This window comes from Streptomyces sp. NPDC085900 (genome assembly GCF_044540925.1).
GTDB classification, from domain to species: Bacteria; Actinomycetota; Actinomycetes; order Streptomycetales; family Streptomycetaceae; genus Streptomyces; species Streptomyces gilvifuscus.
The window spans coordinates 114,386-126,012 of the sequence record NZ_JBITSP010000010.1; the positions used below are offsets into that span (position 1 = coordinate 114,386).

Below are 11,627 nucleotides of genomic sequence, written 5' to 3' on the forward strand. Positions count from 1 at the left end.
CGCGCCGTGCGGCTTCCGGTGAGCGGCAGGCCGTGTGAAGAACGTGTGCGGGGTGGATGGCGGGACGGGTTTCCGTCTGTCTTCGGCCACCGAGCTGCCGTAGGTTCTACCCAGATGAGAGATACACCCCGCCCACAGGGGACTGTGGGCGAACTCAGGCCGTGGCCTCCCCAGCTACGACCTGGTCGTGCCCTCGCGCACACTCCCGGAGCTTCCGGCTTCGGATCTCCTCACCGATCGGACAGTCGCCCGCCCCAAACCCCCCGGGGTGGGCGTCGATCCGGTCTGGACGGCCGCCTCGGAACCACCCCCCCTGTTCCGGGGCGGCCGACCCTCCTCTTCCTCCTTCTCGGGCTTCCGGCCCTGTGCTTCGCGCTCATCACCTGGCAGGTCGTCTCCGGCGGCCTGCTCTTGCGCGTGGACGAGCGGGTCAGTCACGCCCTCGTCGACCCGCAGCGCTTCTACGGCGCCCTCGCCGACCTGGGCGACATCACCGTCGCGGTGCCCGTGCTCGCCGTCGTCATCGGGTACGTCGCCCGGCAGGGCCGTATCGCCGGTCTGCACCGGTGGTGGCTGCCGCCCCTCGCGGCGGCCGTGCTGATGGCCCTGGTCCCGGCGCTGGTGGTTCCGCTGAAGCTGCTGGTGGACCGTCCGGGCCCGCCGGTCACGGGCCCCGGCACCGGCTACTACCCCTCCGGCCACACCGCCACCGCCTCCGTCGCCTACGGCGCGGCGACCCTGCTCCTCCTCCCCTGGCTGCGCGGCATCAACATCCGCCGCGCGGTCGTCGCCGCCTGCGCCGTCGTCAATCTGGCCGTCGGCTTCGGCCTGGTCCGGCGCGGCTACCACTGGCCACTGGACGTCGTGGCCAGCTGGTGCCTGTGCGCGATGCTGCTGACGGGCCTGTGGGTGTTCCTCGGCCGCAGCGGCCGTCAGCCGAAGTAGCCGTCGAACGTCTTCTGGAACTCCCAGTTCGAGTAGCGGTCCCAGTTGACCGACCAGGTCATCAGGCCGCGCAGGCCGGGCCAGGTGCCGTGGGTGGGGTACGAGCCGCAGCCGGACCTCTTCGTCAGGCAGTCGAGGGTCTTCACGACCTCGGCCGGCGCCACATGGCCGTTGCCCGCGTTCGTGGACGCCGGCATGCCGATGGCCACCTGGTCGGGTCGCAGCGGCGGGAAGACGTTGTTCGCGTCGCCCGCGACGGGGAAGCCGGTGAGCAGCATGTCGGTCATGGCGATGTGGAAGTCGGCGCCGCCCATGGAGTGGTACTGGTTGTCGAGGCCCATGATCGGACCGGAGTTGTAGTCCTGGACGTGCAGCAGGGTCAGGTCGTCGCGCAGGGCGTGGATGACCGGGAGGTAGGCCCCGCACCTGGGGTCCTGGCCGCCCCACTTGCCGGTGCCGTAGTACTGGTAGCCCATCTGCACGAAGAAGGTCTCCGGGGCCATCGTCAGGACGAACTTCGCGCCGTATCTGGCCTTGAGCGTCTTCAGCGCCGAGATCAGATTCACGATCACCGGGGTCTTCGGGTTCCTGAAGTCGGTGTCGTCGGCGTTCAGGGACAGCGAGTGACCCTCGAAGTCGATGTCCAGGCCGTCGAGTCCGTAGGTGTCGATGATGTTCGAGACGGAGGAGACGAAGGCGTCGCGGGCCGCGGTCGTGGTGAGCTGGACCTGGCCGTTCTGGCCGCCGATCGAGATCAGCACCTTCTTGCCCGCAGCCTGCTTGGCCTTGATCGCCGCCTTGAAGTCGGCGTCGGACTCGGCGTTCGGGCATTCGGTGACCGGACAGCGGGTGAAGCGGATGTCGCCGGAGGTGGCTGAGGTCGGCTCGCCGAAGGCCAGGTCGATGACGTCCCAGCTGTCGGGGACGTCGGCCAGGCGTGTGTAGCCGGAGCCGTTGGCGAAGCTCGCGTGCAGGTAGCCGACCAGGGCGTGGGTGGGCAGGTCAGAGGTGCCGCCCGAGGACCCGGCCGTGGTGGTGGCGGTGACGGTGGCCGACCTCGCGGACTCTCCCGCGGCGTTCACGGCGGCGACCTGGAAGCCGTAGGCGGTGGACGGGGACAGGCCGGTCACGGTCGCCGAAGTGCCGCTCGCCGTCTGGACCTTGGTGCCGTCGCGGTAGACGGCGTAACTCGTCGCACCGGTGACCGCCGACCAGGACAGGGTGGCGGAGGAGGAGGTGACGGCGGTGACCGTGAGACCGGTGGGAGCGGCCGGCGGCTGTCCGGTGCTCGCGCCGGGGCCGACGAGGGAGAGGTCGTCGGCGTAGTACGCGCCGGTGCCGTACCAGCCGTGGGTGTAGATCGTGACCTTGGTGGTGGCCGGGCCGGTCCGGAAGCTCGTCGTCAGCCGCTGCCAGTCGGGGGCGGACTGGGTCCAGGTGGACACGTCGGTGGTGCCGGTGCCGGACGCGCCGAGGTAGACGTAGGAGCCGCGGACGTAACCGGACAGCGTGTACTGCGCGTCCGGCTGTACGGTCACCGTCTGCGCGCACTGCGCGTTGTCGCTGCCGGCCGGGGTGGCCTGCAGTGCCGAGCCGCCGCTGTGCACGGGTGAGCCGACCGTGGTGCCCGCCGTGCAGCTCCAGCCGTCCAGGCCGGACTCGAAGCCTCCGTTTCGTGCGAGGTCCGCGTCGGCCGCACGGGCGGCCGACGAGAGCGCGGTGATGCCGGGTACGGCCAGCAGGGCGGCCGTGATCACGGCGAGGACGGACCTGGTGCGTCTGGGGCGATCCACAAGGGCCTCCGGACATGGGGGAATTGGAGGGTGGAGCGCGCCCAACTTGGTCCAGACCAATCCGGTTGTCAAGACCTCCCGCCGTCAGCCGTCGTCCTGGACCAGGCCCGCCGCCGCCTCGTGCATCGCCAGTTCGAGCAGGGCCGGGTCGGTGAGGGTCCCCGAGCCGTCCGGGGGCACCAGCCAGCGGACGCCGCCGGTGGCGCGACCCGGGTACGGCACCACGATCCAGGTGCCGGCCCCGGCCGTGCGGATGCCGGTGCCCAGCCAGCGGGCGGCCGTGCCGGCCGGCACGAAGAAGCCCATCCGGTTGTCGCCGAAGTCGACGAGGACCGGGCCGAGCTGGTCGAGCACCCGGGTCAGCACGTCGAGCGTGGGATAGCCGAGCTCGCCCGGCAGGATCAGCACGTCCCACGCCTTGCCGGCGGGCAGCAGCGCGACCCCGAGGGGATTGCGCTCCCACTCCCAGCGGCAGGCCTGGGGGTCGGGAGCCACCGATGCCAGCCACTCGACCGCCGTCTTCGCCCCGCTCATGAGAAGACCTCCCTGTCCGTCGTGGACGCTGGTCGCGTCACGAGGGAGAGGGAGGTCGTCGGCTTGCATTACGCGGCTTCCGGGAACTTCCTCGAAGTGAACCGGATCACACGCACCGGAGCGGGTCAGCTGTCGAAGCCCAGCCCCAGTCTGTCCATCGTCCGCAGCCAGAGGTTGCGGCGGCCGCCGTGGGAGTCGGCGCGCGCGAGCGACCACTTGGTGAGGGCGATGCCCGTCCAGGCGAAGGGCTCCGGCGGGAAGGGCAGCGGCTTCCTGCGGACCATCTCCAGGGACGTGCGCTCGGTGACCTCGCCCGCCAGCAGGTCCAGCATCACCTCGGCGCCGAAGCGGGTGGCGCCCACACCGAGGCCCGTGTAGCCGGCCGCGTACGACACCCTGCCCTGGTGGGCGGTGCCGAAGAACGCCGAGAAGCGCGAGCAGGTGTCGATCGCGCCGCCCCAGGCGTGCGTGAAGCGGACGCCCTCCAGCTGCGGGAAGCAGGTGAAGAAGTGCCCGGCGAGCTTGGCGTAGGTCTCCGGCCGGTCGTCGTACTCGCGGCGCACCCGGCCGCCGTAGTGGTGGATCGCGTCGTAGCCGCCCCACAGGATGCGGTTGTCGGCGGACAGCCGGAAGTAGTGGAACTGGTTGGCGCTGTCCCCGAGGCCCTGGCGGTTCTTCCAGCCGACCGACGCGAGCTGCTCCTCGCTGAGCGGCTCGGTCATCAGCGCGTAGTCGTAGACCGGGACCGTGTAGGCGCGGACGCGCTTGACCAGGTTCGGGAAGATGTTGGTGCCGAGCGCGACCTTGCGGGCGCGGACCGAACCGTAGGGGGTGCGTACGGCCATGCCCGCGCCGTACGGCTTCAGGTCGAGGGCGGGGGTGTGCTCGTAGACGCGGACGCCGAGCCGCAGGCAGGCCCGCTTCAGGCCCCAGGCGAGCTTGGCGGGGTTGACCATGGCGACGCCCCTGCGGTCCCACAGGCCCGCCTGGAACGTCGGTGAGTCGACCTGCTCGCGCACCGCGTCGGCGTCCAGGAAGTCGACGCCGTCGGCCAGACCCTCGCGCTCCATCTGCTCGTACCAGTCGCGCAGTTCCCACGCCTGGTACGTCTCGGTCGCCACGTCGATCTCGCCGGTGCGCTCGAACTCGCAGTCCAGGTCGTGCCGGGCGACCGCCTTCTCGATCTCGTCGAGGTTGCGGGCGCCCAGCTCCTCCAGCTTGTGGATCTCCTCCGGCCAGCGGGCGAGGCCGTTGGGCAGCCCGTGGGTGAGGGAGGCGGCGCAGAAGCCGCCGTTGCGGCCGGAGGCGGCCCAGCCCGCCTCCCGGCCTTCCAGCAGGACGACATCCCGTCCGGGGTCGCGCTCCTTGGCGATGAGCGCGGTCCACAGTCCGCTGTAGCCGCCGCCGACGACCAGCAGGTCGCAGGTCTCGGCGCCGGTCAGCGCGGGCTCGGGGTGGGGCTTGCCGGGGTCTTCCAGCCAGTACGGGACCGGCTGGGCTTCGGAGAGTGCCTTCGTCCAACGGCTCATGGCGCTCGGGGCCATGATTTCAACTCCCTACAGAGGGTTTTCCGGAAAAGGCCTACGCCTTTTGCTTGTTGCGGCGGTTGCCGACGACCATGGAGGTCAGGACCAGCAGGACGGCGACCAGGAACATGGTCGTGCCGATGACGTTGATCTGGACGGGTGTGCCGCGCTGTGCCGAACCCCAGACGAACATGGGGAAGGTGACGGTCGAGCCCGCGTTGAAGTTGGTGATGATGAAGTCGTCGAAGGAGAGCGCGAAGGCGAGCAGCGCGCCGGCCGCGATGCCGGGGGCGGCGATGGGCAGGGTGACCCGCAGGAAGGTCTGCGCGGGGCCCGCGTAGAGGTCCTGCGCGGCCTGCTCCAGGCGCGGGTCCATCGACATCACACGGGCCTTGACCGCGGTGACGACGAAGCTCAGGCAGAACATGATGTGGGCGATCAGGATCGTCCAGAAGCCCAGCTGGGCGCCCATGTTCAGGAACAGGGTGAGCAGCGAGGCGGCCATGACGACCTCGGGCATCGCCATCGGCAGGAAGATCAGCGAGTTCACCGCGCCGCGGGCCCGGAAGCGGTAGCGGACCAGCGCGAAGGCGATCATCGTGCCGAGGACGGTGGCGCCGATCGTCGCCCAGATCGCGATCTGCAGGCTGAGCGACAGCGAGCCGCACATGCCGGCGACCCCGCACGGCTGTTTCCAGGCGTCCAGCGAGAACTGCTGCCACTCGTAGTTGAAGCGGCCCTTCGGTTTGTTGAAGGAGAACACCGTGACGACGACGTTGGGGAGAAGCAGATATCCGAGCGTCAGCAGTCCCGCGATGACGACGAGATTGCGCTTGAGCCATTTGACGAAGGCCATTTAAACCAGATCCTCCGTCCCGGACCTGCGGATGTAGAGAGTGACCATGAAGAGGATCGCGGCCATGAGGATGAACGACAGCGCCGCGGCCGTCGGGTAGTCGAGAATTCTCAGGAACTGCGTCTGGATGACGTTTCCGACCATCCGCGTGTCCGTGGACCCGAGCAGGTCCGCGTTGACGTAGTCGCCGGCCGCCGGGATGAAGGTCAGCAGCGTGCCGGAGACCACGCCCGGCATCGACAGCGGGAAGGTGACCTTGCGGAAGGTGGTGAACGGCTTGGCGTACAGGTCGCCCGCCGCCTCGTGCAGCCTGCCGTCGATGCGCTCCAGCGAGGTGTACAGCGGCAGGATCATGAACGGCAGGAAGTTGTACGTCAGACCGCAGACGACGGCGAGCGGTGTCGCGAGGACGCGGTCGCCGGCCGTCCAGCCGAGCCAGTTGGTCAGGTCCAGGACGTGCAGCGAGTTGAGGGTGTGCACGACCGGGCCGTTGTCGGCGAGGATCGTCTTCCAGGCCAGGGTGCGGATCAGGAAGCTGGTGAAGAACGGCGCGATCACGAGGATCATGATCAGGTTCCGCCAGCGTCCCGCGCGGAAGGCGATCAGGTACGCCAGCGGATAGCCCAGCAGCAGGCACAGCACGGTCGCTGCGGCCGCGTAGAGCACCGAGCGCATGAACTGCGGCCAGTACTCGGACAGCGCGTCCCAGTAGGTGGCGAAGTGCCAGGTGACCTTGTAGCCCGTCTCCAGGGAGCCCGTCTGCACGGACGTGGAGGCCTGGTAGATCATCGGCAGCGCGAAGAAGACGATCAGCCAGAGGATGCCGGGCAGCAGGAGCCAGTACGGCACCAAGCGGCCGCGTTTGCGTGGCGGCTTCTTCTCCGGCGCGGTGGGCGCGAGAGGCGGCGGGGCCTCGGTGACGGCGGCCATCAGGCTGCGTCCTCCTCGACCTCGGCGACACCGGCGTCGATGTCCTGCGCCGCGTCCAGACCGAAGGTGTGCGCCGGGTTCCAGTGCAGGACCACCTCGGCGCCGGGCACGAGCCGGGCGTCGCGGTCGATGTTCTGGGCGTAGACCTCGAACTCGGGGCAGACCGGGCTGTCGATGACGTACTGCGTGGAGACGCCGATGAAGGAGGAGTCGGCGATCCGGCCGGTGATGCGGTTGCGGCCCTCGGAGATCTCGCCGGCGTCGTCGGCGTGGGTGAGGGAGATCTTCTCCGGGCGCACCCCGACCAGCACCTTGCCGCCGGCCGTGGTCGGCGCGGAACATCGCGCCTCGGGCAGCACCAGCTTGCCGCCGCCCGCCCGCAGCACGATGTCGTCGCCGCTCTTGGTGTCGACCTCGGCCTCGATCAGGTTGGAGGTGCCGAGGAAGTTGGCGACGAACGTCGTCTGCGGGTTCTCGTAGAGGTCGGCGGGCGAGCCGAGCTGCTCGACGGTGCCCGCGTTCATCACGGCGACCGTGTCGGCCATGGTCATGGCCTCCTCCTGGTCGTGCGTGACGTGGATGAAGGTGATGCCGACCTCGGTCTGGATGCGCTTGAGCTCCAGCTGCATCTGCCGGCGCAGCTTCAGGTCGAGGGCGCCGAGGGGCTCGTCGAGCAGGAGCACCTTGGGGTGGTTGATCAGGGCGCGGGCCACGGCCACGCGCTGCTGCTGGCCACCGGAGAGCTGGTGCGGTTTCTTGCGCGCCTGCTCGCCGAGCTGGACCAGCTCCAGCATCTCCTCGACCTGCTTCTTCACGCTCTTGATGCCGCGCCGGCGCAGACCGAAGGCGACGTTCTCGAAGATGTCGAGGTGCGGGAAGAGGGCGTAGGACTGGAAGACGGTGTTCACCGGGCGCTTGTACGGCGGCAGGTTCGTGACCTCCTGGTCGCCGAGGTGGACGGCGCCCGTGGTGGGCTCCTCCAGGCCGGCGATCATGCGCAGGGTGGTGGTCTTGCCGCAGCCGGAGGCACCGAGCAGGGCGAAGAAGGAGCCCTGCGGGACGGTCAGGTCCAGCGGCCGGACGGCGGTGAAGCCGTTGTCGTACGTCTTGCTGATACCGGAGAGGCGGACGTCGCCGCTGTTGTCTGTCGTCGTCATCTTCGTCACGCCCCTGTGAGCTTCGCGAACTTCTGCTGGAAGGCCGTCTCTTCCTTCGCGCTCAGCGAGCGGAAGGCGTGGGACTTGGCCTGCATGGCCTTGTCGGGAACGATCAGCGGGTTCCTCGCCGCCGTCTTGTCGATCTTGGAGAGGTAGGGCACCACTCCCGCGACCGGGCTCACGTAGTTGATGTAGGCGGCGAGTTCGGCGGCCGGTTCGGGCTCGTAGTAGTAGTCGATGAGCCGTTCGGCGTTCGTCTTGTGCCGGGCCTTGTTGGGGATCAGCATGTTGTCGGTCGACGTCATGTAGCCGCTGTCGGGGATGACGTAGCCGACGTCCGGGTTGTCCGCCTGCAGCTGGACGATGTCGCCGCCCCAGGCGACGCACGCGGCGAAGTCGCCCTTGGTGAGGTCGGACGTGTAGTCGTTGCCGGTGAAGCGGCGGATCTGGCCCTTGTCGACGGCCTTCTGGAGGCGGGCGATGACCGCGTCGTAGTCGTCGGCGGTGAACTTCCCCGGGTCCTTGCCCATGTCCAGCATGGTCATGCCGACGGAGTCGCGCATCTCGGTCAGGAAGCCGACCCGGCCCTTGAGCTTGGGGTTGTCGAGCAGGTCGGAGATCGACTTCACCTCGACGCCGTCGAGGGCCTTCTTGTTGTACGCGATGACGGTCGAGATGCCCTGCCAGACGTACGAGTAGGCGCGACCCGGGTCCCAGTCGGGGCTGCGGAACTGGTCCGAGAGGTTGGCGTAGGCGTGCGGCAGGTTCGAGGCGTCCAGCTTCTGGACGTAGCCGAGCCGGATCATCCGGGCGGCCAGCCAGTCGGTGAGGACGATCAGGTCCCGGCCGGTGTCCTGGCCGGCGGCGAGCTGCGGCTGGATCTTGCCGAAGAACTCGTCGTTGTCGTTGATGTCCTCGGTGTACTTGACCGAGATGCCGGTCCGTTTGCGGAACGCGTCCAGCGTCGGGTGGTGTTTCTCGCTGTCGTCCACGTCGATGTACTCGGGCCAGTTGGAGAAGTTCACCACCTTCTCCTTGGCCGAGTGGTCGTCGGCGGACACTCCGCCGCTCGTCTTGCCCGCGGCGGGGATGCCGCAGCCGCTCAGCGTCGCGAGACCGCCGAGGGCCAGCGCGCCGCCGGCGGAGGCACGCATCAGGGACCGGCGGGTCATAGCCGCCCGGCCGTTGCGAAGGCTGCGCCGCATCGCGGCCGCCACGACCGGTGACAGGCGGTCGGGCTCGTACTGCTCCATGCGCGTGGTGCCCTTTCGGGAGTGGCGGCCGCGGGTCGGGCGGCCTGTGCTGCTGCTATCGGTCCCCGAAGATCGTGCGGTGCCAGTCCTTGCGGGCCACCGCCGTGTTGTCGAACATGACGTGCTTGATCTGGGTGTATTCCTCGAACGAGTACGCGGACATGTCCTTGCCGAAGCCGGACGCCTTGTAACCGCCGTGGGGCATCTCGCTGATGATCGGAATGTGATCGTTGACCCACACACAGCCCGCCTTGATCTCGCGGGTGGCGCGGTTCGCCCGGTAGACGTCCCGGCTCCAGGCGGAGGCGGCGAGGCCGTACGGGGTGTCGTTGGCGAGAGCGATCCCCTCGTCGTCGCCGTCGAACGGCAGGACCACCAGCACCGGGCCGAACAGCTCGGACTGGACGATCTCGCTGTCCTGAGCGGCGTCCGCGACCAGGGTAGGCCGGTAGTAGGCACCCTTGGCGAGTTCGCCGTCGGGCACCTCGCCGCCGGTCACCACGCGCGCGTAGGAACGCGCCCGCTCGACGAAGCCGGCGACCCGGTCCCGCTGTACATGGGAGATGAGCGGGCCGAGGTCGGTGCCGGGGGCGAACGGGTCGCCCAGCCGGACGGTCTCCATCAGGGCGGCCGTCCGCTCCACGAAGGCCTCGTACAGGGGCCGCTGCACGTACGCGCGCGTGGCGGCCGTGCAGTCCTGCCCGGTGTTGATGAGGGCGCCCGCGACGGCGCCGTGCACGGCCGCCTCCAGGTCGGCGTCGTCGAAGACGACGAAGGGGGCCTTGCCGCCGAGCTCCAGGTGGAGGCGCTTGACGGTCGCGGTGGCGATCTCGGCGACGCGCTTGCCGACGGCGGTGGAGCCGGTGAAGGAGGTCATGGCGACGTCGGGGTGTCCGACGAGGTGCTCGCCGGCCTCCCGGCCGCTCCCGGTGACGATGTTGACGACCCCGTCCGGGATGCCCGCGTCCGTGGCGGCCTGCGCGAACATCAGCGAGGTGAGCGGGGTGAGCTCGGCGGGCTTGAGCACGATGGTGTTGCCCGCGGCGATCGCCGGGAGGATCTTCCAGGCGGCCATCTGGAGGGGGTAGTTCCAGGGCGCGATCGAGCCGACCACGCCGATGGGCTCGCGGCGCACGTACGAGGTGTGGTCGCCGGAGTACTCACCGGCGGACTGGCCCTGCAGATGCCGGGCTGCGCCCGCGAAGAACGCCGTGTTGTCGATGGTCCCCGGCACGTCGAACTCGCGGGTCAGCTTCAGCGGCTTGCCGCACTGCAGGGACTCGGCACGGGCGAAGTCCTCGGCGCGGTCGGCGAGCACGGCGGCGAAACGGTGCAGTGCGTCCGAGCGCTCGCCGGGGGTGAGGCCCGCCCAGCCGGGGAACGCCTCGCGGGCGGCGGCGACGGCGGCATCGACGTCGTCGGTGCCGGCCAGCTCGTACGTGTACACCTCCTCGCCGGTCGCCGGGTCGACGACGGCGTGCGTGCGGCCGGACGTGCCCTTGGTCAGGCGGCCCGCGATGAACTGCGCGCCGTCCGCGAAGCGGTCCTGCGCGGGGAATCGGTCCGGGGTGGGCGTGCCCGGGTTCTGCATGTCGCTCTCCTCCGCCGTCACCCCGCGTCCAAAGGGGGCGGGTGGCGTAGCTCCAGCTCGATTTGAGTGCCGATCCTGACAGAGCAGTAGCGGTCCTACAAGTGATTCCGTTGTTGCCTTTCGGTTACGCGACGGAATCTGTCGACCAGGTGTCGAGTGAGCGAGGAAAAGGGGGGACGGAGTGTCAGTGGTGGCTGCGAGACTCGCGTGCATGGAAAGGATCACGGGGAATATCGACTCGCGGGAAGCCCTGGTCAGGGAGGTTCGCGCGGGGTCGAGGGTGAAGTACCTGCATTTCTGGGGGCACCGTCCGCTGCCGGACGGGCGGATCGGCGCAAGCTGTCTGAGTCAGTGGTGGCCGGCGCCGTTCACCGTGGACGGAGTGACGTACGGGACTGCTGAGCACTGGATGATGGCGGGCAAGGCGCGGCTGTTCGCCGACGCGGAGGCCGAGCGCCGGATCCTCGCCGCCGGGCACCCCTCGCAGGCCAAGAAGGCGGGGCGGCTGGTGCGCGGCTTCGACGAGGAGACATGGCGGCGCGAGCGGTTCGCCATCGTCGTCGAGGGCAGCGTCCACAAGTTCGCCGCGCACCCGGACCTGCGGGAGTTCCTGCTGAACACCGGGAACCGGGTGCTGGTGGAGGCGAGCCCCGTGGACCGCGTGTGGGGCATCGGCCTCACAGCCGACGACGAGGCCGCGACAGACCCCACCCGCTGGCGCGGCCCGAACCTACTGGGCTTCGCACTGATGGAGGCCCGGGAGCGGCTGCGGGGGGAGTGAGCTGGGGTCCGGGCTGCGGGGGCGGGGGCGGGGCGCGCCCGGGCTGATCTTCGGGGGCGGGGCGCGCCGGGGCTGATGTTAGGGGGGCGGGGCGCGCCGGGGCTCGGGGCGCGGCAGGCACCCGGCCTCTGGGACCCTGCGGGGGATATGCCGGGCCACGAACCTGCGGGCAGGCATGCCGGGTCCCGGGCCAGTGGGCAGGCACGCCGGGCCTCCGGCCCTGTGGGCGGGGGTCGCCGAGCGCACGGTGCGGCTCGCAGC

10 protein-coding genes are annotated in these 11,627 nt (G+C 69.8%); 2 read left to right on the forward strand and 8 right to left on the reverse strand.

What is annotated here, in order from left to right:
* Positions 1 to 144 precede the first annotated feature (144 nt).
* A complete protein-coding gene (locus tag ACIGDI_RS30575) occupies positions 145 to 945 on the forward strand; it encodes a phosphatase PAP2 family protein (RefSeq protein ID WP_399903307.1) in 801 nt (266 codons plus the stop codon).
* On the opposite strand, the gene ACIGDI_RS30580 is transcribed toward ACIGDI_RS30575, so the two are convergent.
* From ACIGDI_RS30580 to ACIGDI_RS30615, 8 genes are all read right to left on the reverse strand, one after another.
* Entirely contained in the window at positions 933 to 2,738 is a 1,806-nt protein-coding gene (locus ACIGDI_RS30580; protein ID WP_399903310.1) for a chitinase, read from the reverse strand. The two genes, ACIGDI_RS30575 and ACIGDI_RS30580, sit on opposite strands and share 13 nt — an antisense overlap.
* Before the next feature lie 84 nt (positions 2,739 to 2,822).
* Positions 2,823 to 3,272, reverse strand: coding sequence for a hypothetical protein (locus tag ACIGDI_RS30585; RefSeq protein WP_399903313.1), 450 nt, complete (start codon positions 3,270 to 3,272; stop codon positions 2,823 to 2,825).
* A 125-nt stretch (positions 3,273 to 3,397) separates the two neighbouring features.
* A complete protein-coding gene (locus ACIGDI_RS30590) occupies positions 3,398 to 4,816 on the reverse strand; it encodes an NAD(P)/FAD-dependent oxidoreductase (protein WP_399903316.1) in 1,419 nt (472 codons plus the stop codon).
* Between the two features lie 37 nt (positions 4,817 to 4,853).
* Positions 4,854 to 5,654: an ABC transporter permease gene (locus tag ACIGDI_RS30595; RefSeq protein WP_399903318.1), complete on the reverse strand. Its 801-nt coding sequence runs from the start codon at positions 5,652 to 5,654 to the stop codon at positions 4,854 to 4,856.
* Positions 5,655 to 6,584, reverse strand: coding sequence for an ABC transporter permease (locus ACIGDI_RS30600; protein ID WP_399903321.1), 930 nt, complete (start codon positions 6,582 to 6,584; stop codon positions 5,655 to 5,657). It lies immediately after the preceding gene.
* Positions 6,584 to 7,741 carry an ABC transporter ATP-binding protein gene (locus ACIGDI_RS30605; protein ID WP_399903324.1) on the reverse strand — a complete coding sequence of 386 codons (1,158 nt, stop codon included), beginning with the start codon at positions 7,739 to 7,741 and terminating at the stop codon, positions 6,584 to 6,586. Before ACIGDI_RS30605 ends, ACIGDI_RS30600 begins: the two co-directional genes overlap by 1 nt.
* A 5-nt stretch (positions 7,742 to 7,746) precedes the next feature.
* Positions 7,747 to 8,994: a PotD/PotF family extracellular solute-binding protein gene (locus ACIGDI_RS30610; protein WP_399903327.1), complete on the reverse strand. Its 1,248-nt coding sequence runs from the start codon at positions 8,992 to 8,994 to the stop codon at positions 7,747 to 7,749.
* Positions 8,995 to 9,049: 55 nt separating this feature from the next.
* Complete coding sequence (locus ACIGDI_RS30615; protein ID WP_399903330.1) at positions 9,050 to 10,585, reverse strand: gamma-aminobutyraldehyde dehydrogenase; 1,536 nt, start codon at positions 10,583 to 10,585, stop codon at positions 9,050 to 9,052.
* A 211-nt stretch (positions 10,586 to 10,796) separates the two neighbouring features.
* Here ACIGDI_RS30615 and ACIGDI_RS30620 point away from each other — a divergent pair, with 211 nt between their 5' ends.
* Complete coding sequence (locus ACIGDI_RS30620) at positions 10,797 to 11,366, forward strand: NADAR family protein (protein WP_390629803.1); 570 nt, start codon at positions 10,797 to 10,799, stop codon at positions 11,364 to 11,366.
* The last annotated feature ends 261 nt before the right edge of the window (positions 11,367 to 11,627 follow it).

What these genes read in the sequence shown, in the direction of transcription:
- ACIGDI_RS30585 (WP_399903313.1), bottom strand. Translation starts at nt 3,272, where the DNA reads ATGAGCGGGGCGAAGACGGCGGTCGAGTGGCTGGCATCGGTGGCTCCC.
- ACIGDI_RS30590 (WP_399903316.1), bottom strand. Translation starts at nt 4,816, where the DNA reads ATGGCCCCGAGCGCCATGAGCCGTTGGACGAAGGCACTCTCCGAAGCC.
- ACIGDI_RS30595 (WP_399903318.1), bottom strand. Translation starts at nt 5,654, where the DNA reads ATGGCCTTCGTCAAATGGCTCAAGCGCAATCTCGTCGTCATCGCGGGA.
- ACIGDI_RS30600 (WP_399903321.1), bottom strand. Translation starts at nt 6,584, where the DNA reads ATGGCCGCCGTCACCGAGGCCCCGCCGCCTCTCGCGCCCACCGCGCCG.
- ACIGDI_RS30605 (WP_399903324.1), bottom strand. Translation starts at nt 7,741, where the DNA reads ATGACGACGACAGACAACAGCGGCGACGTCCGCCTCTCCGGTATCAGC.
- ACIGDI_RS30610 (WP_399903327.1), bottom strand. Translation starts at nt 8,994, where the DNA reads ATGGAGCAGTACGAGCCCGACCGCCTGTCACCGGTCGTGGCGGCCGCG.
- ACIGDI_RS30615 (WP_399903330.1), bottom strand. Translation starts at nt 10,585, where the DNA reads ATGCAGAACCCGGGCACGCCCACCCCGGACCGATTCCCCGCGCAGGAC.
- ACIGDI_RS30620 (WP_390629803.1), top strand. Translation starts at nt 10,797, where the DNA reads ATGGAAAGGATCACGGGGAATATCGACTCGCGGGAAGCCCTGGTCAGG.